At 41.2% G+C, this 24993-nt stretch carries 23 protein-coding genes and 1 pseudogene; 19 read left to right on the top strand and 5 right to left on the bottom strand.

Features of this window, described 5'->3' with window-relative positions:
• The first annotated feature begins 28 nt into the window (after positions 1–28).
• From IE222_RS23095 to IE222_RS23085, 3 genes are all read left to right on the top strand, one after another.
• Positions 29–1258 (top strand): ABC transporter substrate-binding protein, encoded by a 1230-nt coding sequence (locus IE222_RS23095; RefSeq protein WP_370465081.1) that lies wholly within the window; start codon positions 29–31, stop codon positions 1256–1258.
• A gap of 531 nt (positions 1259–1789) precedes the next feature.
• Positions 1790–2755, top strand: a complete 966-nt coding sequence (locus tag IE222_RS23090; RefSeq protein ID WP_191276741.1) for a carbohydrate ABC transporter permease — start codon at positions 1790–1792, stop codon at positions 2753–2755.
• Positions 2755–3576: a carbohydrate ABC transporter permease gene (locus tag IE222_RS23085; RefSeq protein WP_191276740.1), complete on the top strand. Its 822-nt coding sequence runs from the start codon at positions 2755–2757 to the stop codon at positions 3574–3576. Before IE222_RS23090 ends, IE222_RS23085 begins: the two co-directional genes overlap by 1 nt.
• Before the next feature lie 77 nt (positions 3577–3653).
• Here the strand turns inward: IE222_RS23085 and IE222_RS23080 are convergent, their stop codons facing one another.
• Together IE222_RS23080 and IE222_RS23075 are read right to left on the bottom strand one after the other, a co-directional pair.
• Entirely contained in the window at positions 3654–3791 is a 138-nt protein-coding gene (locus IE222_RS23080) for a YjcZ family sporulation protein (RefSeq protein WP_191276739.1), read from the bottom strand.
• A 69-nt stretch (positions 3792–3860) separates the two neighbouring features.
• A pseudogene (locus IE222_RS23075) lies at positions 3861–3953 on the bottom strand (YjcZ family sporulation protein); the annotation flags it as partial.
• 246 nt (positions 3954–4199) lie between these two features.
• Between IE222_RS23075 and IE222_RS23070 the strand changes: the two are divergent.
• The 10 genes from IE222_RS23070 to IE222_RS23025 all read left to right on the top strand — a co-directional run bounded on the left by IE222_RS23070 (position 4200) and on the right by IE222_RS23025 (position 13364).
• Entirely contained in the window at positions 4200–5150 is a 951-nt protein-coding gene (locus IE222_RS23070) for an aldolase catalytic domain-containing protein (protein WP_191276737.1), read from the top strand.
• A 183-nt stretch (positions 5151–5333) separates the two neighbouring features.
• Positions 5334–5525, top strand: a complete 192-nt coding sequence (locus IE222_RS23065) for a hypothetical protein (RefSeq protein WP_191276736.1) — start codon at positions 5334–5336, stop codon at positions 5523–5525.
• Positions 5526–5927: 402 nt separating this feature from the next.
• Entirely contained in the window at positions 5928–6155 is a 228-nt protein-coding gene (locus IE222_RS23060) for a hypothetical protein (RefSeq protein WP_191276735.1), read from the top strand.
• 348 nt (positions 6156–6503) lie between these two features.
• Positions 6504–7151 (top strand): AroM family protein, encoded by a 648-nt coding sequence (locus IE222_RS23055; RefSeq protein WP_191276734.1) that lies wholly within the window; start codon positions 6504–6506, stop codon positions 7149–7151.
• A complete protein-coding gene (locus IE222_RS23050) occupies positions 7148–7912 on the top strand; it encodes an IclR family transcriptional regulator (RefSeq protein ID WP_191276733.1) in 765 nt (254 codons plus the stop codon). Before IE222_RS23055 ends, IE222_RS23050 begins: the two co-directional genes overlap by 4 nt.
• 13 nt (positions 7913–7925) lie before the next feature.
• Entirely contained in the window at positions 7926–9158 is a 1233-nt protein-coding gene (ertE, locus tag IE222_RS23045; protein WP_191276732.1) for an N-carbamyl-l-glutamate amidohydrolase ErtE, read from the top strand.
• A gap of 283 nt (positions 9159–9441) precedes the next feature.
• On the top strand, positions 9442–10173 hold the full coding sequence (locus IE222_RS23040; RefSeq protein WP_191276731.1) for an IclR family transcriptional regulator: 732 nt from the start codon (positions 9442–9444) through the stop codon (positions 10171–10173).
• 15 nt (positions 10174–10188) lie between these two features.
• Positions 10189–11565 carry a hydantoin-5-propionate amidohydrolase gene (locus IE222_RS23035; protein WP_191276730.1) on the top strand — a complete coding sequence of 459 codons (1377 nt, stop codon included), beginning with the start codon at positions 10189–10191 and terminating at the stop codon, positions 11563–11565.
• A gap of 120 nt (positions 11566–11685) precedes the next feature.
• Positions 11686–11883: a DUF3311 domain-containing protein gene (locus IE222_RS23030; RefSeq protein ID WP_191276729.1), complete on the top strand. Its 198-nt coding sequence runs from the start codon at positions 11686–11688 to the stop codon at positions 11881–11883.
• Positions 11880–13364 (top strand): sodium:solute symporter family protein, encoded by a 1485-nt coding sequence (locus IE222_RS23025; RefSeq protein ID WP_191276728.1) that lies wholly within the window; start codon positions 11880–11882, stop codon positions 13362–13364. The genes IE222_RS23030 and IE222_RS23025 overlap by 4 nt, the downstream gene beginning before the upstream one ends.
• Before the next feature lie 54 nt (positions 13365–13418).
• On the opposite strand, the gene IE222_RS23020 is transcribed toward IE222_RS23025, so the two are convergent.
• Together IE222_RS23020 and IE222_RS23015 are read right to left on the bottom strand one after the other, a co-directional pair.
• A complete protein-coding gene (locus IE222_RS23020) occupies positions 13419–14915 on the bottom strand; it encodes a response regulator transcription factor (protein WP_191276727.1) in 1497 nt (498 codons plus the stop codon).
• A complete protein-coding gene (locus IE222_RS23015; RefSeq protein ID WP_191276726.1) occupies positions 14908–16707 on the bottom strand; it encodes a cache domain-containing sensor histidine kinase in 1800 nt (599 codons plus the stop codon). Before IE222_RS23015 ends, IE222_RS23020 begins: the two co-directional genes overlap by 8 nt.
• A gap of 199 nt (positions 16708–16906) precedes the next feature.
• On the opposite strand from IE222_RS23015, the gene IE222_RS23010 reads away from it, so the two are divergent.
• The 3 genes from IE222_RS23010 to IE222_RS23000 all read left to right on the top strand — a co-directional run bounded on the left by IE222_RS23010 (position 16907) and on the right by IE222_RS23000 (position 20023).
• Positions 16907–18214: an ABC transporter substrate-binding protein gene (locus tag IE222_RS23010; RefSeq protein ID WP_223282861.1), complete on the top strand. Its 1308-nt coding sequence runs from the start codon at positions 16907–16909 to the stop codon at positions 18212–18214.
• Positions 18215–18461: 247 nt separating this feature from the next.
• Positions 18462–19172 carry a carbohydrate ABC transporter permease gene (locus IE222_RS23005; protein WP_223282863.1) on the top strand — a complete coding sequence of 237 codons (711 nt, stop codon included), beginning with the start codon at positions 18462–18464 and terminating at the stop codon, positions 19170–19172.
• Between the two features lie 29 nt (positions 19173–19201).
• Complete coding sequence (locus tag IE222_RS23000; RefSeq protein ID WP_191276725.1) at positions 19202–20023, top strand: carbohydrate ABC transporter permease; 822 nt, start codon at positions 19202–19204, stop codon at positions 20021–20023.
• 299 nt (positions 20024–20322) lie between these two features.
• On the opposite strand, the gene IE222_RS22995 is transcribed toward IE222_RS23000, so the two are convergent.
• The gene (locus IE222_RS22995; protein ID WP_191276724.1) at positions 20323–20940 is read right to left on the bottom strand and encodes a TetR/AcrR family transcriptional regulator; all 618 of its coding nucleotides are present in this window, start codon (positions 20938–20940) and stop codon (positions 20323–20325) included.
• 147 nt (positions 20941–21087) lie between these two features.
• Between IE222_RS22995 and kynU the strand changes: the two genes are divergently transcribed.
• The 3 genes from kynU to kynA all read left to right on the top strand — a co-directional run bounded on the left by kynU (position 21088) and on the right by kynA (position 24793).
• Positions 21088–22362 (top strand): kynureninase, encoded by a 1275-nt coding sequence (gene kynU, locus IE222_RS22990; RefSeq protein ID WP_191276723.1) that lies wholly within the window; start codon positions 21088–21090, stop codon positions 22360–22362.
• Positions 22363–22548: 186 nt separating this feature from the next.
• Positions 22549–23937, top strand: coding sequence for an amino acid permease (locus tag IE222_RS22985; protein WP_191276722.1), 1389 nt, complete (start codon positions 22549–22551; stop codon positions 23935–23937).
• Between the two features lie 16 nt (positions 23938–23953).
• A complete protein-coding gene (gene kynA / locus IE222_RS22980) occupies positions 23954–24793 on the top strand; it encodes a tryptophan 2,3-dioxygenase (protein ID WP_191276721.1) in 840 nt (279 codons plus the stop codon).
• Positions 24794–24993: the final 200 nt, after the last annotated feature.

Raw genomic sequence — 24993 nt, 5'->3', positions numbered from 1 at the left:
TGGCTTGTTATTCATACTCGTGTTCTCAATGGCGGCATGTAATTCAAAATCAAGCTCCAATGACAGTAAAAAAAGCAATGAAAAAACGAAATTGGACATTTTTAGCTGGTGGACTGGCGCTGGGGAAGAGGATGGATTAAACGCGTTAATTGCTTTATTTAAAGAGAAGTATCCAGATATTCCAATTGAAAATGCAGCTGTTGCGGGTGGTGCCGGCACCAATGCAAAGGCCGTGCTGGCAAGCAGAATGCAGGGGAATGATCCGCCTGCCACCTTCCAGGTACACGGAGGAGCCGAGCTGAATGAAACTTGGGTGGCTGCCGGGAAAATGGAACCGCTAAATGACTTATATGAAGAACAAGGCTGGAATGATAAATTTCCAAAAGAACTAATCGACATGGTCTCAAAGGACGGAAACATCTATTCAGTACCGGTTGATATTCACCGTGGCAATGTTCTTTGGTACAACAAAAAGGTCTTTGCAGACAATGGTGTACAACCGCCTGCCACCTTCGATGAATTTTTCAAAGTGGCTGAGCAGCTGAAAGCTAAAGGTGTTACTCCGCTTGCTTTAGGTGATAAAGAGCCATGGACTGCAACCATGCTATTTGAAGATATTCTTCTAGGCGTGCTAGGACCTGATGATTACGGCAAGCTTTGGACAGGCGACCTTTCCTTTGACGATGCAAAGGTGAAAGAGGCTGCGGAAATTTTCAAAAAAATGCTAGGGTTTGTTAATGAAGACCATAGTTCCCGGAACTGGCAGGATGCTTCCCAGCTGGTGGCAAATGGCGACGCTGCAATGAACGTGATGGGGGACTGGGCAAAAGGCTATTTTGTTAACGATTTGAAACTAAAAGTAAATGAAGACTTTGGCTATGTCACAACACCTGGAACTGATGGTTATTTCATGATCATTACGGATACATTTGGCTTGCCAAAAGGAGTAAAGAATCCTGATGAAGTGAAAAAATTCCTTGCTTTACTTGGGTCTGTTGAAGGGCAGGATGTTTTTAATCCACTTAAAGGTTCGATTCCTGCTCGGGTAGACGCCGACCCGTCAAAATATGACCAATATGGAAAAGACACGATGGAAGACTTCAAAACGGCAAAGCTCGCACCAAGCTTAGCGCATGGTTCGGCAGCACCAGAAGGATTCCTCACAAAAGTCAACCAGGCCATTAACATTTTTGTCACACAAAAAGATGTTGATCAATTTATTGGCTCATTAAAACAAGCATCAGCCGAATTAAAATAAAGTGAAACTTCCATCAGTGGGGGGTTCTTCATCCCCCACTGATGGTTAGTCCCGTTCTACTGTCTCTAATATCAAGGCTAACGCCTTGATAAAGAGACAGTACGAACCCGATTGGTTCAACTAGGCCGCCAAAAATCACGGCGGCAAGTTTCACTTTATCTCACCAATCGGACCTCTACGGGCAGTTGATCTCCTACCTTGCCTCTTTGTTTACTCATAACCTTGAGGTGGGAGTCTTACTGCCCGTTAAGGCGGGATAAAATAATGAAAAAGAGGAGGAGGACTCTCTTCCTCTTTTTTTAAGAATAAGAAAGTATAAAATTTCTAACTTTGAGAATTGTCCAGCTCAAGCGCCTAGCCCCTCGAGGTCACAAGCCAATCCGTTAAGAAGGTTAAAAAACAACCTTCTTGACGGCTCGTCTAGTGCTTGTCGGGGCTGACCACTAAGGAAAGCTCCTTAGAGTAATCATCGCAGGAACAAGCTGTGCTTGTTCCGAAGGCGCTTGCGCTTTTCTCACTAAAGGGGGGCAAATGGTGGAAACGGTGCAACAAACGCAGTCGGAATTCACGCTGCCGGTAAAGAGAAAGAGAAAACTGACAAAAGACCATCTGCTTGCGATTGGCTTTTTACTCCCATCGGTTATCTTAATTGCCATCTTTGTATATGGCTTTATTGCTTGGACGGGATATGTATCATTGAGCAATTGGAACAGCCTTGTCCCAGACCTTTCATTCGCAGGCCTGAAAAATTATATCTACCTATTTAATGATTTTCGTTTCCAATCCGATTTACGAAATACGCTTGTCTTTACGATTCTATTTATTGGCTTTGTGATCATCATTGGCCAGCTTCTTGCGGTCTTACTCGATCAAAAGCTGCGCGGCAAGTCTATTTTTCGCAATATCTTCTTTTTTCCAATGGCTTTATCCTTCGTCGTAACAGGTGTGGTGTGGCAATGGCTGTTAAACCCATCCACAGGCGTCAACTTATTTTTGCAAAAATTAGGTCTTGAACTCAAGTGGTATACAGATACAAATATACTAGCTGGTTTTAAATGGGGCCATATTGAATTTGGGATTCCCGTTGCAATTATTGCTGTCGTCATTGCCGCGGTTTGGCAAATGACGGGATTTTCAGTAGCCATGTATTTAGCAGGGCTCGGGGGTATTCCCGATGAGGTTAGGGAAGCGGCCAGAATGGATGGAGCCACAGAATTTCAAATCTATAGAAAAATTATTCTGCCATTATTGCAGCCGATTACGGTAAGTGTCGTGATTATCATGGCACATATTTCGCTTAAAATCTTTGATTTAATTTATGCTATGACAGGACCGGGTGCCAACTTTGTGACGGATGTCCCAGGGGTTTACATGTTTGAAACGACATTCCGGGGCAATTATTACGCAAGCGGTGCCGCGATTGCGATCATCATGCTGCTCTCAGTAGCCGTCTTTATTGTTCCTTATCTCATCTCCAGTCGAAGGGGTGAATCCTAATGACGGCCAGAAGGGTGACAGTCCCTATTTTTTATCTTTTGTTAATTGCGCTAAGTCTGTTTCATTTAATGCCGATTTACGTTATGGTGGTCACAAGCCTAAAACCGCTCGATCAGGTGACACTTAGCGAGATGTGGAAGCTGCCGACACAGCTGGACTTTAGCAGCTATGTCACATCTTTTGAAAAATTAGCCCCGAACTTTTTAAATTCGATTTATCTAGTCGTGCCTGCGACGCTTTTATCTGCTTTATTTGGGGCGATGAATGGCTATGTGTTATCGAAGTGGAAGTTTAAAGGGTCTGATACGTTATTTACGCTCATCCTTTTCGGGATGTTTATTCCCTATCAAAGCATTTTGATTCCAATGATTCAGTTTTTGCGTGAAGTTCAGCTATACAATACGATTCCGGGCTTAATCTTTATTCATGTGGTGTATGGGCAGCCGATTACAACCCTGATGTTTCGGAACTTTTATGCCGGGATTCCGGATGAAATGATTGAATCGGCTAAAATCGATGGAGCTGGATTTTTACGCATCTTCCAGCATATCATGCTGCCGCTTTCGATTACCGGATTTGTTGTAGTGGCCATTTGGCAATTTACAAACATCTGGAATGAGTTCCTATTCGCGGTGACCATCACCACCTCTGACCAGCAGCCCATCATGGTAGCCCTGCAAAATCTATCAGGAAGCCAAATTGTCCAATGGAACGTACAAATGGCCGGTGCCCTGCTCGCTGCCCTGCCGACACTGCTCGTCTACATCTTCTTGGGGAAATACTTCGTCAAGGGATTGCTTGCCGGATCGGTGAAGGGCTGATGGGACAAGGGGCAGGCTCCTTTTTCCTTTGAAGAGAAAAAGCCCTCGTATGGGAGGGCTTTTCTCGTTTTTCTTATTTAATAATAACAAGCTGCTCCTACAATGATTAATAGGATGAACAATACTACGATTAACACAAAAACGCCGCCATAGCCAAACCCGCCGTAACCATAACCACCGCAGCCACCGTAACCGAATCCACCGTATCCCAACATAATTTTTCCACCTTTCGTAAAGTTAAATTTTAGTTTTTAATAAAACCCGCCATAACCTCCATATCCTCCATAACCGCCAACAAAGGCGGCTCCAACAATAATAAGAAGGATAAACAAGACAACAATCAAGGCAAAGCCTCCGCCTGCTCCTACACCATCCATGACATATACCTCCTTTTCCTCTAATTTATGTATCATATGAAAAAAGGTTAAAATTTGAATGGGCTTTTGAAATGAAACATGAGGGAAGGTTCTGGTTTTTAAAAAAAGAAAACGAATGAAGGTTTGGCCGGAACTATATTTTTCAGTAGACATTCCTGTTTCAGAATGTTACTATTAATCCAAATATTTTAGCGCTTAAAAGTGTGAAAGTCGAGAAAGAGAACACACCAGGGGGAGATGAAAGTCATGAAACATACTAAAATTATTGATTGTACTATTCGTGATGGCGGACTAGTGAATAATTGGGACTTCAGCGTTGAATTTGTTCAAGACCTGTATAATGGTTTGAATGACGCTGGCGTTGAATATATGGAAATTGGATATAAAAATTCCGCAAAGCTTTTGAATGCAACAGAACCGAATCCATGGAGATTCCTGGATGATCAATTTTTAAAAGAAATTATTCCTGAGAAAAAATTCACGAAGCTATCGGCATTAGTTGATATTGGCCGGGTGGACCCGAATGATGTACTGCCTCGTGAGGAAAGTATTTTGGACATGATTCGTGTTGCTTGCTATGTCCGTGAGGTAGATAAAGGCCTGGAACTGATCCAAATGTTCCATGACCGGGGGTATGAGACCTCTCTTAACATCATGGCCTTATCCAGCGCTCCAGAACATCAGCTGATTGAAGCGTTCGAAATGGTGAAGGAAAGTCCAGTAGATGTTGTTTATATTGTGGATTCCTTTGGAAGTCTAGACCCTTCCGATATCGAGCATCAAGTGAAAAAGTTCCAAGCGATGCTGCCAAATAAACAGCTTGGCATTCACAATCATAACAATATGCAGTTAGCTTTCGCGAACACCATTACGGCGATGCGGAACGGAGTGACATTCCTAGATTCGTCCGTTTATGGGATGGGCCGTGCTGCTGGTAACTGTAATACCGAGCTTCTTGTAAGCTACATTCCAAAAACGACCTATGAGCTAAAACCAGTTCTTGGCGTCATTGAAAAACACATGCTCGACATGCGTCAAAAGTGGGAATGGGGCTATATTATTCCTTACATGATTTCTGGTGTCCTGAATGAACACCCGCGTGTCGCAATGGCTCACCGCAGCAGTCCGGACCGTGACAAGTTTGTAGAGTTTTATGACAAAGTCACAACACCAGAAGCCTCATTGGCTCCAGTTTAAATGAGGCATAGAACTGGCTGACTTGCAGATATAAAGCTTCAACTAGCAGATATATAAGCTAAACTCGCGGATATATCTGCTAAACTCGCAGATATAAAGCATTAACTCGCAGATATAAACGCTAAACCCGCAGATTTTTTCGAAAAAGTTTGCCTTAACTCGCAAAAGGGAAGGGGTGTAACAATGGCACAAGACGTAACAGACTTATTGGGTGCGCCGTATGAAAATATAATAGAAGCAAAAGTGGATAAAAGTCCGAGTGAAGTTGTGATTTCAAATGATGGTGGCGAAACATATTACATTGTTGAGCGCGAGGTATATGAAGACAGCTTGAAACAACTCGGCTACGAAGTAGCAGTGTCTGACGGGGAGTAATTTCTCTCCGTTTTTTTTGTGCCTGAAAGAATGTGGACCGTTTCAACTAAACATTTGTGCGAACGACAAAAATCGCCCCTTATGAAAGGGAGGAACCTGATCATGGCGAGGACTTACAGCGTTTCAACTAAACGTTTGTATGAACGACAAAAATCGCCTTTTTTGAAAGGGAGGAACCTAATCATGGCGAGGACTTACAGCGTTTCAATTAAACGTTTGTATGAGCGACAAAAATCGCCTCTTTTGAAAGGGAAGAACCTGACCATAGCGAGGACTTACAGCGTTTCAATTAAACGTTTGTTTGGAAAGGGACTGTCCGGATCACTGGATTGTTCTCAAAATTGTCACAAGGAAAAAGCTCATCTTCGTCTAATTAAAAAGAGGAAAAGAGGTGTAGGAAGGATGCTAATAGGATCGAAGAAAAACTTCATCTATTTGCAGCAAGCTGGTTTTATTGAAATTATCGATTTTGCAGAAGTGAAAAAAGCGGCAAAGCTTCAAGCAGAAGAACTGGAAGTAATTGACCTAACGAATGCGAAGGAATTGCGGGAGGAGGATCCGGAGGGTGCAATTGCTCAGGAAGGAGCTTCCTCCTTGGATGTTATCTCTAAAAAGGAACAAGAAGAATAGACGTATGGATATTATTTTTCAAAAGCCCTCGTATGAAGGGCTTTTTTCGCGTTTACTTTTATTTACTAAAAGCAAGCTGCTCCTACTCCATCCATGGCATCCCTCCTTTATTCTCTAAATAATTTATCAAATGAAAAAAGACTTAAATTTGGAAGGGCTATGATTAGGTGCGTGCCACCAAAGTTTTTGTTGACACCACCCGAATTTTGTCGATCACCGTTAAATCTTATTGGCCCAGTGATTGATTGACAAGGTCAGGACCTTTGAGTATTATTTCATATTATAGAGATAAATATGAAATAGTCGTTTCTATAATAGAAATGGAATTGATGCATTTGGGGGGATTAGGTGATTACGTTAATTACGATTGGCCAGACTCCGCGGGAGGATTTGTTGAAGGCGTTTGATTTAGGCAGAGTAGAAGATTTTCACTTGATAGGTGCGCTTGATGGAGTTTCCAAGGAGGAAATCACAACATTTGCGAGTCAGCCTGGCGATGATAAATTATATGTCGTGTTAAAAGATGGAATTGCCAATCTGAATCACGAGATCATCGAAGAAAAAATTGACGGATTAATTAGAAAATACGAGGATTCATCAGATGTCATTGCCATACTTTGCATGAGTGAGTTTACGTGTACGTCCGACCAAACCGAAATTATCTATCCAATTAAAGTGCTAAAAGAAACGGTAAGAGACATTTATCAAGATGAAACTACCATCATATTCGTTCCTATAAAGGAACAACTGCAATCCGCACAAACTAAATGGGACTTTTTAAAAGGGAAAAAGCATATTGCAGTGATACATCCTAAATCGGAAACGATTCTAGATGAAATTTTTGTGGAAATGGATCAATATCATCCGGACCACATCATAATGGATTGCTATGGTTTTGATTATGAATTAGTGGCAGAAATTGAGCAGAGATATCCATGTAAATGTCATAACGTACAGCATCTTATGGTCCAGAAAGTGAAGAAGGAAGAGAAATGACAGAAAGTTCGGAAATACTTTTAACATTAGATAAAGGATTACAAGTCATTACCCACCTATCCAAGGTCAATCGAGCAATATCTATTGGAGAACTATCTAAAGAGGTCAATATTAATAAATCCACCTTATTTAGAATCCTAAAAACGCTGCAAAAACGAGGATTTGTTTTTCAGCAGGATAATGGTGATTATGGGCTTAGGGCAGAGGAGTTTACCATTATTGTTGATCGCTTTGATCAAAACAAGGTGTTGCAGCGAACGTTAAGACCGGAGTTAGAACGGCTAGCGAAACTATGTGGGGAAACGGTGACTCTTTCTGCGCTGGTAGATGAAAATATTGAATGTATTGATAAAATCGACAGCCCTCAGCCCGTGCATGTGACGCAAATCGTAGGAAGGTACTCTCCATTGCATGCGGCTGCATCTGGGAAGGCGGTTTTAGCTTTTCTTCCTCCGCAAAAAATTGAAACACTCATCAACAAAAAGGACCTGAAGAAATTTACGGAATCGACCATTGTGTCGGCAGAACAACTGGAAAATGATTTACAGGAAATCAAACAGAAGGGTTTTTCCGTTAGTCATGGGGAACTGGATATAGGGATTAGTGCGATGGCAGCCCCTATCTTCACAAATTCCGGAAGTCCGGTCGGATCAGTCAGCATTATGGGGATTAGTCAAAAATTTACCGATGAAAAGATAGCGTATTTAAAGGAAATCTTACTGGAGTCTGCTCGCAGCATGTCAATTTTATTAAAATATTAACGGGGTGAAGTACATGGAAATCATTAACAAAGAGAGATTGTGGGGGAGCGTTCATGAGCTGGCTTCCATCACAATCGAACAGCAGCCTTGGACAAGACGGTCGTTTACAGCCAAGTATAACGAAGGAAGAAAATGGATTATGGTGCAAATGCGGGAAATCGGCCTGGAAGTGGAAATGGATGCAGCATCTAATGTTATTGGACGATTAATCGGAACCGACCCGAGCCTGCCGCCTATTGTCATTGGTTCTCATACGGATACGGTTCCAGATGGTGGAAGATTTGATGGGATTGCCGGGGTGCTTGTTGGATTGGAAATTGTTCGAGCATTAAAAGAGCATAACATTCAAATCAAGCATACAATTGAAATTGTCGATTTTACAGCGGAAGAACCATCTGAGTATGGCTTATCTACTGTTGGAAGCAGGGCGTGGTCCGGGAATTTAACAAGGGATATGCTGGCTTACACTAATGCAAATGGTCAAACGCTGGCCGAAGCTATCGCTTTTGCAGGAGGAAATCCCGATCAGATTGAAATGTGTAAAAGGGAGAAAGATTCCATCGCCTTATACCTTGAACTGCATATTGAACAAGGGCCGGTTCTGTTAAATAAGAAAGCGAATTTAGGAGTGGTAACGGGTATTGTCGGCATTCAGCGCTATAAGGTAATTGTCGAAGGACTGCCTAATCATGCCGGAACTACGCCGATGGATATGAGAAATGATGCCCTGACCGCAGCAGCTGAAATGGCACTGGCGCTGGAAAAAATCGCTGGCGGCACATACGAACAGCCTGTTGTTGGGACAGTTGGAGTATTTAATAATTTCCCTAATGCTTCTAATGTTGTGCCGGGAAATGTAGAATTTCAAGTGGAAATTAGAAGTATCTCTGAAGATGTGATTGACAGAGTAGCCAATGAATTTTTGGCAAAGGCGGACGCTATTTCAAGCAGGAGAAATGTAGGCTTAGAGATTGAGAAAGTTTCCCGCTCTAGAGCCATTGTTATCAAGGATGAAGTAAAACAACTGCTGCAGCATGCCTGTAAATCGGTTACAGATCATGTCATCGAACTGCCAAGCGGAGCGGGACATGATGCGAATCAAGTATCTTTACTTGCTCCGGCAGGGATGGTATTTATTCCTTGTAAAGATGGAAGAAGCCACTGTCCGGAAGAATGGGCGGAGCAGGAAGACCTGTATCTAGGGGCAAAAGCGCTGCTGAACGCTGTCCTGGAGTTTTCAAAATAGCCTATTGTTCTTGTAAATGTAGGAAAGTATGTTTCAAAAATCCATTAACCGCCGTAGGTTAATGGATTTTTTTAAGGCAGTAAAACGTGTAATATTGATTTCTGCTTCAAAAATATGCTTTTTTACACAGCCTTTTAAAAAACAGTTTGAAGGAAATTTCTAAAAATTTCAAATAAAAAGGACTTGTAAGATAATTAAAAACAATTTATTATTAAATATAGATAATACATTATCACTATTTGATAATTTTCTCTGCGAGTTCTTGAAACGGAGGAAAAAGCTTGTGAGTGCAGAAAAAACCTTGGAAATATTAGAGTTATTTGATTTTGAAACAAGAACGCTTTCAGTTCCCGAAATGGCAGCCAAATTACAACAACCTCAAAGTTCCGTCTATCGACATATGAGGGTTCTTAAGGAAAAAGGCTATATCATAGAGTACTCTCCTGGATTGTACAGTTTAGGTTATATCTTTTTAAAGTTAGCGAAAATCGTAAAAATGGATATTAACCTGCCTGCTGTTGCCCAAGATGCCATGAGAGAATTAACAAGAACAACGGGAGAGACGTCCATTTTACTTGTTCCCTCCAATTTGCAGGCAGTCTGTTTAGCATCTGTTCCTTCGGGACACCCAATCAAGGTCTCCTCCGAACAAGGGACGATCGTCCCTCTGTATGGAGGCGCTTCCTCCAAAGCTTTACTCGCCTATTTAGGGGAACATGTGGTGGAGGAAATTTTTAAAAAAGGTACGGTACAAAAACACACTGAACAGACGATTCTAAATTTGGAAGAAATGCGGGACCATTTAGAGGAAATCCGGCAAAAAGGATATACCTATTCTGATAGTGAAATTGATGAAGGTGTAGCTGCTTATGGCATGCCGATATTTGATAGCGACCGAAAGCTTGTTGCTTCATTGAGTATTGCTGGTCCAAAAGACCGTCTGGGAAAGAAAAAGACGGAAGAAATTATAAATGCCTTGAAAACAGCTGTAGAAAAAATTCAAAACCAAATCTAATAAGGAGTGTTAGCCATGAATAAAGTTGATCGCATTATTAGAGGAAACATCGTGTTAAAAGATTCTGTTATTAAGGGAGAAGTAGGTATCAAGGAAGGGAAAATCGTGAGCATTCATGAGGGAACCGGAAGTTTGGAGGCTAAAACGATTAAGGATTTTGGCGATGCCTATGTTTTTCCTGGTGTTATTGATGTGCATGTGCACTGTTTTAGCAACCCGGACGAGGGCTTTGTGCCAACAAGTACTTCAGCTGCAGCCGGGGGGATTACGACATTCCTAGATATGCCATACGATCTTCCAAATCCTATTAATAACGTGGAGATTTTTAAAAAGAAAGTTGAACAGCTAGAAAAAGAAGCGGTTGTGGATATTTGTTTATGGGGAACAATCTCAAAAAAGAACGGGACAGATCAAATTATCCCTTTAGCTGAAGCAGGTGCTGTTGCCTTTAAGATGTCTACTTTTGAAACAGATGAATACCGTTTCCCGAGAATTCCAGACAATGAGATTATAAAAGCAATGAGACTGATTGAAGAAACTGGCCTTAGGGCTGCGTTCCATTCAGAAAATGATGAAATTATTGTTGATTTAATTGATCAATATAAGGAAGAGGGAAAAGTTTACCCTAAAGCCCATAACGAAACACGGCCGCCGGTAACGGAAACGAGTGCTGTCTTAAAGTTAATGGAATTTGCGTATTGGACCAATGTTAAACTTCACATTGTTCACGTGAGCCACCCTAGGACCATTGATTTAATCAAACAATTCCAGGCACAAGGTGTCAAAGTAACATGTGAAACATGCTATCCATATTTATTAATGGATGTGGAAGATTTAGAAGCATACGGACCTGTAGCGAAAAACAACCCGCCTTTACGAGAAAAAGAGGAAGTTCAAGGATTGTGGAAGCATATTGAAGAAGGAAACATCGATTTAATTTCGTCTGACCATGCTCCGTGGAGTCTTGCTCATAAGGTCAAAGGGTACGAAAATATTTTCTTAGCATCATCCGGGATGCCGGGTGTTGAAATTATGACACCGTTAATGTTTAACAGCACGGTGGCAAATGGAAAACTATCTCCAAATGAATTTGCAAATTTAATGTCAAGCCATCCGGCAGAAGTGTTTTCAATCCCTTGTAAAGGGCAGATTAATATCGGATTTGATGCTGATTTCACAGTGATTGACCCTAACCAAAAAACAATGATTGATCAAACTTCATTTAAATCTTACTCCAAATTATCTCCATTTGATGGACAGGTCGTCGATGGTAAAGTGATTTCTACCATTGTGCGTGGAGAAGAAGTGTTTGACGGAGAGAATGTCACTCAACAACCGGGATTTGGTAAGTTTGTTCCAGGCTCAGCTTTTAAAGTGGCGGCTGCCAGATAAGCTTCGTACGGATTGGACTCCGGCACCTGCTAGAGTTTGCATTCAGAGAGGGGATCCCCCTTCTGAATGCCCAATATTTCCACAATGTTTACGATATTATTTTTCGAGGGGATGGGGAAAATGAAATTATATTATCTGCTGGCTGTACTTCCGTTTATTGCTATACTTGGCGGGGCTGCTTTTGTTAATAAAGTGGAGCCCTATGTATTAGGAATTCCGTTCTTCTTGTTTTGGATTATTCTATGGGCAGTATTATGTTCCGTCATTATGTTTATCATTTATCGTTTAGACCCCCTAAATAAGGAGGATGAAGTATGAATACACCCTTAATCATTATTACAGTATTTTTATTCATTAGTATTGCCTTAGGACTATTAGCTAAACGCGGAAAAGATATGAGTATGGAGCAATGGGCCATCGGCGGCCGTGGATTTGGCGGGATGTTTGTCTTTCTTCTTTTAGCTGGCGAAACGTATTCTGTTTTTACCTTGCTTGGGACAAGCGGTCTGGCGTTTAATAATGGTGCCGCAGCCTTCTATTTATTAGCCTTTACTGCTTTAGGAACAATCACCTCTTATTGGATATTGCCACCTATTTGGAAATACGCAAAAGAAAATAATGTTGTCTCTCAGTCACAATTTTTTTCAAAAAAATATAAAAGTACCGGTCTTGGTGTTTTTGTTGCAATCGTGGGTGTAGTCGCTCTTATTCCATATATCACGATTCTGTTTAAATCCATGGGAATTCTGGTTGAAGCCACTTCCTACGGTGCAATCCCTTCGCATGTAGCGATATGGGTAGGAATGGTCGCCTTGTTAGTATACGTCATGGTTTCTGGCATACACGGTTCTGCATGGACATCTACCGTAAAAGATTTCTTAATATTCTTTGTTATCCTATTTTTAGGAATTTACTTGCCGATTCATTATTATGGAAGCCCAACCGGTTTATTCGAAGCTGTCAGCAAAATAAAGCCTCATGCTTTGACACTTCCACATAAAGGCTTGAGTGTTTCCTGGTTTGTCTCGACAGTTGCCATTAGTGCGTTTGCCTATTTCATGTGGCCGCATAATGCACCAACGATCTACGCCTCTAAAAATGCAAAAGCCTTTCGCTTAAATGCTGTATTGCTGCCGATTTACGCGCTGATGGTATTATTTGTTTACTTTGTAGGATTTACAGCTATGGTCCAACTGCCTGGTTTGAAAAATGGGGATTTTGCTCTGTTAGAAATTTCAATGAAAACGTTTGATCCGTGGTTTGTAGGGATTATAGGGGCAACCGGTTTGTTAGCTACACTGGTTCCTGGGTCGATGATGTTAATGTCGGCTGCTACGATGATTACAACCAACATAATCGAACCATTAAAACCGAATGTTTCTGATAAAAATAAAGCGCTCTCTGCAAAAATATTTGTTGTTCTTTTATCGGTTCTATGTTCATTCTTTTCGATGAGTGAAAGCAACACACTGGCTACTTTGTATTTAACGTCATTCAGTTTAATTACCCAAATGGCGCCTTCCTTGTATTTGAGCCTTAGAAAAAATAATGGGATTACAAAGTATGGATCAGGAGCCGGGATGTTCGTGGGTGTCGCAATTGTTATCTATGTAACATTTACCAAAACAACTATGGCGATGTTATTTCCATCACTGCCTAGCGTCATTCAAGACCTAAACATTGGAATCATCGCACTAGCAACAAACATTATCATTATGTTCACCGTAAGTTTTTTCACAAAAAACACCCAAGCTGGTGAAAAACATAACGAAAACACACAATCCAATATGGCCAGTTAGGAAACAGGGACACGGGTAACCGTGTCCCCATTCCTTTGAAGCACGGGGACACTATTAGATAATCTTTGAAGGCGGAACCTTATAGTATTTTTTAAAGCATCTGCTAAAATAATGCGGGTCGTTGTATCCGGTCATTTCGGAGACGAATTGTATATTTTTACAACCGTTCATTAACAGTTTTCTGGCATTTTCCATTCTAATTTTCGTTAAATATTCAATGACGGTAATCCCCGTCTCCTTTTTAAAAATTCTGCTCAAATAAGAAGGGTTCACATGTAAATATTCAGCAATAGAATTTAACCCTATTTCGCAATCCTGATATTGACTCTCCATAAAGGTAATTGCCTGAAGCGAGAGCGATTTTAACTCCAAAAGGGTCTGCCTGGAGATGGATATAGCCTCTATTAATAGATTGCTAAAAAAAGTCTTCAATTCTTTGATTGTGCGAAATTGCTCTGTAAATCGATCAAATTGGTTTAATTCCGTAAAATAGTCCTTTTTTAACTGAAAATCATGAATCCCTTTGTTAATGCTGGTAATCAGTTCCCTTGTCAAAAGAAAGAACTTGGCAGAAGAGAGTTTGTTTTGTTGACATAAATGAATAATTTCTGCCAATTCCTTTTGCGCCATTTCTTCATTCCCGGACTTTACTAGTACGGATAGCTTTTCAATTTTTTCTAAAATCGCACTATGGCTTTCGTCTTTTTCCTGCAGGTAATGATAGATTTTTCCCGTCCCTTTTGTCAGCCGGTTGTGTAAGGCGAATTTGGCCTTTTGAAAAGCTTCACCGAACATTAACAGATTATCCATTCTTGGACCAGCGCCAATAGAAAACGACAGCTGGAAATGTTTTTTCAAGGCGAACAGCATAGATTGGGCCCTATCGATATCATTAGCCCTGATTAAATAAGAGGAAAACAGCTGATGATTAACCCCAAGATGATAAATTGGCCTAGGGAAGGATTGTAAAACAAAATTCACAATCTGTGTTTGCAGGTTTTCCTCCACTTCCACATCAGGAGAAATTAATAGGAAGCAAGCAGGTTCACCTGCAACAGCTGAAAAGAGCTCCTGATAGGCTTGAACCATCATATTGGTGACAGGGCCATTTAATAATTGGTACACAATGTATGATTTCATTTCCTTTTGATCTAGTGCGACAGAAGCTGCATTCTCTTTTTCTTTCTTCTCTTTAAACTTTTGAAGCATTTCAGCCAAGTCCTCGGAACGAACAGGCTTCAATATATAATCGAAAACCCCTAGCTGAATAGCTTTTTGGGCATATTCAAATTTATCGTATCCCGTAAGAAAAACGATCTGCAGCCCCTTCTGCTGCTCATGAAGCAAGCCGGCAAGCTCTAATCCATCCATGAGAGGCATATTAATATCAATAATCGCCAAATCGATTGGATTATTGCGGATAAAATGTAAGGCCTTTTCCCCGTTCTCGGCTTCACCAATAATGGAAAAGCCTAGTTCGTCCCAATTTAGACAGCCCTTGATTCTTTCTCGAATGAATTGTTCATCATCAACTAAAAGAACGTTATACATGTGCAATCTCTCCTTGTCTAATGGCAGGAATGATAATTTCAACAGATGTGCCTTTTCCAGGATTGTTGTGAATCGTGATACCATACTGTTCACCAAAGTATTGTTTAATTCGTTCGCTTGAGCTGTATAAGCCAAAACCGATATTCCCTTTTTCTTGTTTTTCTTTTAGCAGCGATTCAATGGACTTATCAAACGTTCCTTCCCCGTGATCATGGACAAAGATATGAATCTGATCACCACGTTTTTCCCCGCTAATTTCGATGTAAATATGATCTTCTTCGTCCTTTAAATTATGACGGACAGCGTTTTCAATAATGGGCTGCAAGGAAAGCTTCACAATTTGATAATTAAAGATTTCAGGGTTGAAAATAAATTTATACGTAAGTCTTTCTTTATATCGAATACTGAGAATTTCTAAATACCGTTTAGAAATAAGCATTTCTTCTTCCATGGAGATAATCTGATTTCCTTTACTTATAACGCCTCGATAAAAATCAGCTAATTTATGGGTTAATTCAATGACTTCTTTTTTCTGCTCCATTTCTGCAAGACCGCAGATATTTTCCAGTGTATTGTATAAAAAGTGGGGATTTAGCTGCGATTGTACACTAATAAGGGCGTATTTTCGTTTCTTTTCCTGCTCCTTTACCACTTTTTCCATCAGCCTTTTTGTTCTTCTCACCATTTTATTGAACTCTTTGGCCAACACCCCGATCTCATCTCTGCTGTTGATATCAAGAGAAACATCTAAATTCCCGTTTTGCACCTCTTTCACCACATGATTGATTTTTTTTAACGGCTTGGATACAAGATTTGAGATTAATAGTGTGATCAGAACAACACTCGCTATCATGATGAATCCAATCAGAAGGAATGACCTCATGAGCGGATTGTTTACCGCTAAAATGTTCTCGATCGGAACTAGAGCGACAAGGGTCCAGTTTAATTTAGGCAGTTCTTGAGAAACAACTAAATATTCTCTGTTATCCAGCGTAACCCGCTGTCCGCTTTTCTTTTGTTTTACCAATGTAAAATAGGGTTGACTTTTTATGGATTGGTAAAGGTTTGAAGGGTTATGATGGGATACAATCCTTCCGTCATGATTCACGATAAAAATATTCTCGCCCTGACCAAAATCAACTGAGTGATATTGCTTGCGAATCCAACTTTCTCTTAGATTTATTTGAATGGTCCCTAAAGGAAGTGCTGTCCTCTCCGAATTATAGCGCTGGAAAAAAGAAACGATGTTTAATTGTTTCCCATATAAAGTGTAGTTGCTATGATAGACTCCCCTCCAGGCTGTAGCTCGAACGGAGTGCTGTTTTAGCGTAATGGGTGATTGCATGCTTAGGACAGAAATCTCGCCCGAGTCATACACCAGACCATTGTTTGCAAAAATCATAATGGAATCAACATAATCTTTTGTTCCTTTAATTTCACTTAAGATATCTTTCACTTCCTGAATATTTCGGTGTTCCTCCAGTGAATGAGCGGGAACCTTTATAGAGGTATATTGTTGAATGATCGAGTTTGTCACAACTAATTCCGCTAATTCTTCTGTTTCGTTAAAAATTAACTCTAATTTATTTGATATCTGGCTAAAATTTTGATTGGTGCTATCAATAGTTTGTTGTACTAGAATTTTAGAGGAGATTTGATAGGTAATAAGCATGGAAAATGATAAAAAACCAATCACTAAGCATAACAGGAAAAAGGTTATTTTAGCATTTATGGAGAAGGCAATCGGTTTACGTTTCGTTACATATGAAGAGAGGTTCCTGTATGCTTTCATCGATATCACCTTATTTTTAAAAATAAAAACTATTATTTTTGTATCATATTAGCTAAGCCAAATATACTCTATCGTGTAAAAAATATAAATAGTAATATTCAGAATAGAAAAAATTTTGAACACAAGGTAAAATTTCTCCATGTTCCATTTGATGGATTCCAACTATACTCAAGTTATATTTGAAAAGGGGGTATAAGAATTGAGGAAAACGTTTACAATTTTCATGGCTATGGCACTCCTATTATCGATTGTTTTGGCAGGGTGCAGTTCAAGTGACAAGACTTCTTCAAAAGAAGAAAAGGAATCAGGTAAAACGACTATTCGTATTTTATCACGAATGGGCGGGGATGATCCGGAATCTAAAGCATTTAATGAGCTGTTAGACAAATTCATGAAGGAAAATCCTGATATTAAGGTTGTTGATGAATCCCTTAACGATGAGGCTGCCTTTAATAATAAGTTTAAGACATCTGTCGCGACTGGAAATGTCCCAGAAATTTGGGTGAACTATGGCGGGCAGGCATTTAAAGAATATGCCAAGAACATTGCAATGGATTTAACTCCAGTCCTTGAAGAAGACAAACAATGGTCTGACGCGTTCTTACCATTATTTGATACTTGGAAATATGACGATCTTCCTGGAGTTTATGGAGTTCCTTCTGAGTTTTATAGTATCGCGTTATTTTACAATAAAGAGCTGTTTGAAAAGATTGGGGCAGAACCACCAAAGTATATTGAAGATATTCCGGAATTGCAAAAGAAATTTGCGAAGGAAGACATTACCCTGCTTCGGATGGGCGATAAAGAAAACTTCCGCGGCGGCCACTTAATCAGTAATATCACTATGAAAAAGTTTGGCTTGCAAAAAACAGAAGATCTAGTCAGCGGCAAAGCGAAATACACCGACAAAGATATGCTTGAGATCTTCAAAATTATGAAACAGTGGGCTGATCTTGGCGTCTTCGGGGACAATATCGTAACGACTGACGATAATGAAGTCACTTCTGCGTTTACTAGCGGTAAAAGTGCGATGTTATTTAACGGAAGCTGGGGAATTTCATCCCTTGCTGAATCAGATATTGCCGATAAAATTGGCGTTATCCCATTCCCAGGATTTAAGGATGCGCCGGATCATCTAAATGCGTGGCATGGCGGCGCAGGCGGATACTCAGTGTTCAAGGAGATTAAAGGAAAAAAGAAGGATGCTGCAATCAAATTAGTAAAATACTTAACATCCGTCGATGCCTTCCAATACTACTTTGAAAAGGCCGGCGGGGGTGTATATCCGGTGAAAATGGATATGGATTCACTAAAAGTAGATCCGGTTACACAGGAATATACGAAAGCACTTGAATCTTCGAGTGAATTCTTAATGGAAATTACGGCATACGATCCGCGCCCGCAATTCCAGGATAAATTAAGAAACGAAATCCAAGGGATGTTTGCAGGAAACTCCCCTGAAAAGACAGCGGAAAATATTCAAAAATTCTCAGATAATCTAAAATAACGAAACCGCTGATACCGCTCCCCTATTTGGGTGGGGCGGTATCTCCTCAATTATTAAAAGGGGGGTATTAAAAATTTTTAACAAAAAACAAGCACTGACTATATCTGTCTTTTTACTGCCTTCTATTATTCTATATTCTATCTTTTTCATTGTACCAATTTTTCAAACCTTTTATTTGTCCTTCTTTTCTTGGAATGGAATCAAAGCTTCGCCGTTAATTTATACCGGCTGGGACAATTTCATCTTGATGTTTCAAGATGAGGGCTTTTATTTATCTTTGAAAAACGTGCTTATCTTTATCCTTGGTTCATTTATTCTTATCATGCCTTTTTCTTTTATTCTAGCATTAATTATTACTTCGAAAATCAAAGGAAAACGCTTCTTTCGAGTCAGCTATTTCATCCCGTCCATTCTGCCGCTGACGGCATTAGGACTTTTGTGGCAGTTTCTGTTAAAAGGGAAGGGTGGACTAATCAATAATATTTTTGTATCCATCGGTTTAGATCAATGGGCGATGGACTGGCTGGGCGATCCTGATATCGCTATTTTCTCCGTTGTTGCCGTTAATGCCTGGATTTTTTGCGGGCTAAATATGATCATATTTGCGAGCGGGATGGTATCGATCCCTGAAGAAATTTATGAGGCTGCTACAATCGACGGGGCCAATGGGTTTCAAAAAGTCCTATACATTACCGTTCCGTTAATGAAGGAAATCTTTAAAATCTTTTCGATTCTGGCCGTGACGCAGTCTATCCGTGTATTTGCGCAAGTCTATGTCATGACGGGCGGCGGGCCGAACGGAGCAACGGAGGTTCCGACTACCATGCTTTACAATCAATCCTTTGTATATAACAACTTTGGCGGCGGTAATGCCATTGCCACCTTTATTGTTGTAACAGCACTTGTTTCAACCATAGTCCTGAACCGCTTATTCCAAGGAAAAGCTCGTTCAGCTTAAAGACAGCGTTTAGAAAGGAAGGTGTAAAAATGAAAATTGGAAAAATCGTTATCTATGGGTTTGCCATCCTTTGTTCTATTTTTTTCCTATACCCATTATTCTTTAATTTGTTGTCTTCCTTTAAGGATAACGAGGGAATTTATAACGAAATACTAGCACTGCCTACTAAGTGGAGATTTGAAAACTTTGTTGCAGCATTTGAATCTGCCAACATCCATATCTCCATTATAAATTCGATTATTTATGCGACATTTGGAACATTGTTGTCATTGATCTTAGGGCTCCTTGCCTCTTATCCGCTGGCAAGGTTTAATTTTAAGCTGAATACGCCGATCTATTTGTATTACACTCTCGGATTAATGATACCAGTGTTCTCGATGTTGATTCCGATTTCACAGATTGTGACGGCTATTAATGGGTTTAATAATTACTTCGTGATGATCATTTTATATGCGGTTTTTGAGCTGCCATTGACCATTTTCTTAATTACGGGTTACATGAAGGACTTGCCTAAAGAATTGGATGAGTCCGCTATTATGGACGGATGCGGTCCATATCGTCTGCTATTTCAAATTCTGGCGCCATTAACGATGCCGGCCATCTCTACAGCGGGAATCCTAGCGTTTTTCGGCATCTACAATGATCTCGTCTGGAATGTCCTGTTTATAACCGATCACGATATGTATAACATCTCAATGGGTCTCCTTACCTTTGTAGGTAAAATGGGCACCTCCGACATGGGACCGATGTTCGCGAGTATCTTTATTACCATCATCCCAACGATTATCGTCTATCTATTCTTCCAGGAAAAAATTGAAAAAGGACTTGGTTCAGGATCTGTGAAAGGATAAGAGCCGCCTTTAGACTATTATAAAAAGGTTTGACAGTTTTAAAATAATTAGGTTTAAGCCGTACTTCCGCTGACCTGCCGGACGAAAAGGATACGGTGATTGAACTAGAGTTACTAGATTAGGAATATCATATACTGGTAAATTAGAAACAAAGTTTCAGTCGATTTCGAGCAGCTAGCCAAGCTCTACTTACCCGACTAAGGTGGTTCCAGCAGATTTCGGGCTATTAGACCAGTAGAATACAAGTATCTGATATTCACACAAGTAAAAAAGGGCCGGGCAGTGTTGCCTGGTCCTTCTTAAGGATAAAGCCCCTCAGTATAAACAGCCGTCATGGTTTGCGCGATTTCCTCAACGGTGCCCTGTTGTTCGTTACGGACGATTTCCCACAGATACATTTCGTTCGTAAAAAACCAGCCTTTGGCAACAAGTGTGTGGTTTAGCTTGGCTCGGGCCAGTCCATTTTTCTGGGCGAAGGCGATGTCTTGGGAAATTCGCTGAATAAATTTTTCACGGATGGCTTTCCATTTTGTTGCAATCGATGGCGATATGCCGATCGCCTGCTCAAACAGCCTCATCATGCTTCGTTCGGTTTCGGCCATTTTTAAAAACGCAGTTGCCTGCGAAAGGATAATCTGCCGCGCTTCCTCCTTTGTTTTTGGAAAAAATGATACCTCAGCAATTTCATAGAATTTTTCCATGACATCATCCATCAATACCATCAAAATTTCCTCTTTGCCCTCAAAATGAACATAGGCGGTTCCGTAGCCAATTCCTGCTTTTTTAATCATCTGTGAAATCGTTGCCTTTTGAAAGCCTTCCTCTAGAAAAACTTCCTTAGCGGCTTCCAGCAGCTTTTGCTTTGTCTTAATGGAACGTAAATGGCGTTTGTCAACCACATCATGTTTCTCCTTCATTTCCGCATCCTCCTGAACTCTATACCATCAAGAATATCTAAAAATAAGGTCGGTTACAAGATTGTTAATTTTCTGAAATATAATATTGACACCATGTCATATTTATTGATATATTTTCTTCAAGTAATAAAAAGGGGGAATTTCATAATGATGCAACCAACTGTAGAATATGCCAAACAGCTGGACAGTACAGACATGCTTAAACGGTTTCGCGATGAGTTTTATCTGAAGCAGGGCACGATTTATATGGACGGAAACTCATTGGGCCTGCTTTCGAAGCGCGCCGAACGAACACTAATCGAATCGCTGGAAGATTGGAAGGAGCATGGCATCGACGGCTGGACAAAGGGGACACATCCATGGTTTGATCTTTCCGAGAGATTAGCAGAATTATTGGCACCGCTCGTTGGGGCATCAGCTGAGGAAGTAATTGTAACCGGTTCCACGACGGTAAATCTTCATCAGTTAGTCGCGACATTTTATCAGCCGCAAGGAAAGCGAACCAAAATACTAGCTGATGAGCTGAACTTTCCAACCGATATTTATGCGCTGAAAAGCCAGCTCCACATCCACGGTTATGATCCAGATGAGCATTTGATTCGCGCCAAAAGCAGGGATGGCCGTGTCATTGAAGAAGAGGATATAATAGAAGCAATGACCGATGAGGTGGCTTTGGTGATTCTCCCGACGGTCCAGTATCGCAGCGGGCAAATTCTTGATATGAAACGATTAACCGAGGAAGCGCATAAACGCGGTATTTTAATCGGCTTTGACGGCTGCCATTCCGTCGGCGCGATTCCTCATTCCTTTAGTGAATGGGATGTAGACTTTGCTTATTGGTGCAATTACAAATATTTAAACGGCGGACCGGGAAGTGTCGGGGGGCTGTATGTGAACCGGAAACACTTTGGTGCGAATCCAGGCTTGGCTGGCTGGTTTGGTTCCCGCAAGGATAAGCAGTTTGACCTCGAGCATACCTTTACTCCTGCGGAAACAGCTGGCGCTTATCAAATCGGCACGCCTCATGTATTAAGTATGGCACCGCTGCTTGGCTCCCTAGAAATTTTTGCAGAAGCAGGGATTGAAAATATTCGTAAAAAGTCGCTGGAAATTAACCAGTATTTCATGGAATTGATTGAAGTGGAATTAGCGGGTCTTGGTTTTACGATTGGGAATCCTCGTGAAGATGTACGTCGAGGCGGCCATGTTTGCCTTGAACATCCTGAAGCCGCGCGGATTTGTAAGTCATTAAAAGAGAACGGGATTATTCCGGATTTCCGCGCACCGAACGTGGTCCGTCTTGCACCGATTGCGCTTTATACGTCTTATGAAGATGTTTGGAACGTGGTGCGAATCTTGAAGGAGATTATGGTTGAAAAGCAATATGAAAAATTTGCGAATGAGCGGGAGATTGTAGCTTAACTAGTAGGATTCGCGGATAAAGTGCAAAGATTCGCAGATAATGGGGCGAAATTCGCGGATAAATAACCCATATTCGCGGATAAATCTCAAAAATTTGCGGATAAACCAGAACAGAAGCGGCTATTGATTAAGATATCAGGCAGCGGCTTTATAAAAACATGTATATAAAAGGAAGGGCGGGGACATATGGAAAGTAAGATAGATAAGGGATTAAAGCGGGAGCTCAAAACAAAGCAGCTGACGATGATTGCGATGGGATGTGCCATCGGAACGGGGCTGTTCCTCGGAAGCGGTCTTGCAATTAGTACAGCAGGGCCGGGAGTCCTGATTAGTTATGCATTCGGAGCGTTTATTGTCCTCTTGCTCATGGGCTGTTTGGCGGAAATGACGGTTGCCCACCCCACCTCGGGATCATTCGGACTGATTGCCGAGAAATACATCCACCCGATGGCGGGTTACCTAGTCCGCTATTCGTATTGGATTGCTAACGTATTGGCTGTGGGAGTTGAAGTCAGCGCCATTGCCGTCTATATGAAATACTGGTTCCCAAGCGTGCCGGGAATGGTCTGGATTTTGCTGTTTGGTGCTGTGCTCATTTATGTGAACGCTACGAGCGTACACACTTTTGCCACCTTTGAATACTGGTTTTCGATGATCAAAATTAGTGCAATCATCGGATTTATTTTACTAGGTGCTTATGTTTTATTCGGATCCTCTGGCCCTGCAAACATTGGTCCTGAAAATTTCACAAATGACGGAGGATTTCTCCCGTTTGGCTTTAAAGGGGTCTGGATTGCCATCTTTATTTCGCTGTTTAGCTTTTTAGGAACCGAATTGATTGCCGTAACCGCTGGTGAAGCAAAGGACCCTGATGTGGCCGTGCCTAAGGCGTTGAAGGCAACGGTTTTCCGTCTGTCCACCTTTTATGTTTTGACGCTTGGCATCATGCTGATGATTGTTCCGTGGAAACAGGCGGGTATCGATAAAAGTCCATTTGTAAAGGTAATGGAAATTTTGAATATCCCCGGTGCCTCTGGAATTATGAATTTTATTATTTTGACCGCAGCTTTATCCGCGATGAACAGCCAATTATATGCGTCGACTAGAATGGTGTTCTCTCTGTCACAGGCAAGATTTGCGCCAGCTGTTTTTGGAAAGGTGAATAGTAAAGGAGTTCCATTATTTGCTCTGGCCGTTTCCGCCGTCGGGATTATAGTTGCCGCCGTGGTCAGCGCCGTGTTCCCGGGAACCTCGTACGCCTTTATGATGGGAATTTCGATGTTTGGCGCCATTTTTACGTGGTTAATGGTGTTTATCTCGCATTTATTTTTCCGAAAGATGTGGGAAAAATCAGGGGGACGCAAGCTGCCGGTGAGAATGCTCGGTTTTCCTTATTTGACCGTTCTTGGGGCTGTTCTGTTAGTGAGTCTGATGATTACCACCTGGTTTACACCGTTTAAAATTTTGCTTCAGTTCGGTATCCCGTGGCTGGTGTTTTTGACGGTTGTGTATTTCTTTTTTCATAAAAAGAGAGTCGATGCAGCTGCCCAGCAAGACATGATGATGAAAGATTGATTAGGGGGTCTTTAAAGTGAAAAACTCAGAGGATAAAAACTTAGAAAAAGGCATTCAATTAGACTTTCAAAAGGATATGTCTTATGGTGATTATCTGCGCCTTGACCAGCTTTTGTCGAGCCAGCACCGGCTTTCGGATCACCACGATGAAATGCTGTTTATCATCATCCATCAAACGAGCGAGCTGTGGATGAAGCTGATTTTGCATGAACTGAATGCGGCCATCGCCTGTATCCGCCAAAATGATTTGGAGCCTTCGTTTAAAATGCTATCGCGGGTCTCAAGGATTCAGCAGCAGCTCATCCAGTCATGGAGTGTGCTTTCCACACTGACGCCGTCCGAGTACATGCAATTTCGTGATAAATTAGGACGCTCTTCCGGGTTTCAATCCTATCAAAACCGCTTAATTGAATTTGCCCTTGGAAACAAGAATGCTCGCACTCTTGCCGTCTATCAGCATCAGGAGGAGTTATATCCGCTGATGGTGAAGGCGTTAAATGAACCGAGCATTTATGATGCGGCGATTTTTGCCCTTACGGCTCATGGGTTACAGGTAGATGAAAAAGCGCTGAACCGCGACTGGTCGCAAAACTATGAACATAATGATAGTGTCGAAGAGGCATGGCTGACGGTGTACCGCAATCCGGAGCAATATTGGGATTTATATGAGCTGGCGGAGAAGCTGGTAGATATCGGCAACCAGCAGCAGCTTTGGCGTTTTAATCATATGACCACGGTGGAAAGAATTATTGGCCATAAAACGGGAACAGGCGGCTCTTCTGGCGTTACCTATTTAAAGAGAGTACTAGACCAGCAATTTTTCCCAGAGCTGCTAAGTTTACGGACAAAGCTGTAGGGGGATGTGCTAGGCCGGCCCCCATCGCCGCTTTTTGGAGATACTTTTCAAATAAGTGCAGGAAATGTATATTATTTTGTACAAAATTTAATAACAATATTTTTGATTGGTCCTATGGGACAGACACCTTGGTTTGAGTGCGAGGTATGTCCCATAGGCGTTTCACCAGTTTGGGTGCAAGGTATGTCCCATAGGCGGGT

Origin of the sequence: Neobacillus kokaensis (assembly GCF_014656545.1) — a bacterium.
Taxonomy (GTDB): domain Bacteria; phylum Bacillota; class Bacilli; order Bacillales; family Cytobacillaceae; genus Neobacillus; species Neobacillus kokaensis.
This window is presented reverse-complemented; position numbering and strand designations above follow the sequence as displayed.

Coding starts and splice junctions, on each gene's coding strand:
- IE222_RS23095 (WP_370465081.1), top strand. CDS start 29: ATGGCGGCATGTAATTCAAAATCAAGCTCCAATGACAGTAAAAAAAGC.
- IE222_RS23090 (WP_191276741.1), top strand. CDS start 1,790: ATGGTGGAAACGGTGCAACAAACGCAGTCGGAATTCACGCTGCCGGTA.
- IE222_RS23085 (WP_191276740.1), top strand. CDS start 2,755: ATGACGGCCAGAAGGGTGACAGTCCCTATTTTTTATCTTTTGTTAATT.
- IE222_RS23080 (WP_191276739.1), bottom strand. CDS start 3,791: ATGTTGGGATACGGTGGATTCGGTTACGGTGGCTGCGGTGGTTATGGT.
- IE222_RS23070 (WP_191276737.1), top strand. CDS start 4,200: ATGAAACATACTAAAATTATTGATTGTACTATTCGTGATGGCGGACTA.
- IE222_RS23065 (WP_191276736.1), top strand. CDS start 5,334: ATGGCACAAGACGTAACAGACTTATTGGGTGCGCCGTATGAAAATATA.
- IE222_RS23060 (WP_191276735.1), top strand. CDS start 5,928: ATGCTAATAGGATCGAAGAAAAACTTCATCTATTTGCAGCAAGCTGGT.
- IE222_RS23050 (WP_191276733.1), top strand. CDS start 7,148: ATGACAGAAAGTTCGGAAATACTTTTAACATTAGATAAAGGATTACAA.
- ertE (WP_191276732.1), top strand. CDS start 7,926: ATGGAAATCATTAACAAAGAGAGATTGTGGGGGAGCGTTCATGAGCTG.
- IE222_RS23035 (WP_191276730.1), top strand. CDS start 10,189: ATGAATAAAGTTGATCGCATTATTAGAGGAAACATCGTGTTAAAAGAT.
- IE222_RS23030 (WP_191276729.1), top strand. CDS start 11,686: ATGAAATTATATTATCTGCTGGCTGTACTTCCGTTTATTGCTATACTT.
- IE222_RS23025 (WP_191276728.1), top strand. CDS start 11,880: ATGAATACACCCTTAATCATTATTACAGTATTTTTATTCATTAGTATT.
- IE222_RS23020 (WP_191276727.1), bottom strand. CDS start 14,915: ATGTATAACGTTCTTTTAGTTGATGATGAACAATTCATTCGAGAAAGA.
- IE222_RS23015 (WP_191276726.1), bottom strand. CDS start 16,707: ATGAAAGCATACAGGAACCTCTCTTCATATGTAACGAAACGTAAACCG.
- IE222_RS23005 (WP_223282863.1), top strand. CDS start 18,462: ATGTTTCAAGATGAGGGCTTTTATTTATCTTTGAAAAACGTGCTTATC.
- IE222_RS23000 (WP_191276725.1), top strand. CDS start 19,202: ATGAAAATTGGAAAAATCGTTATCTATGGGTTTGCCATCCTTTGTTCT.
- IE222_RS22995 (WP_191276724.1), bottom strand. CDS start 20,940: ATGAAGGAGAAACATGATGTGGTTGACAAACGCCATTTACGTTCCATT.
- kynU (WP_191276723.1), top strand. CDS start 21,088: ATGATGCAACCAACTGTAGAATATGCCAAACAGCTGGACAGTACAGAC.
- IE222_RS22985 (WP_191276722.1), top strand. CDS start 22,549: ATGGAAAGTAAGATAGATAAGGGATTAAAGCGGGAGCTCAAAACAAAG.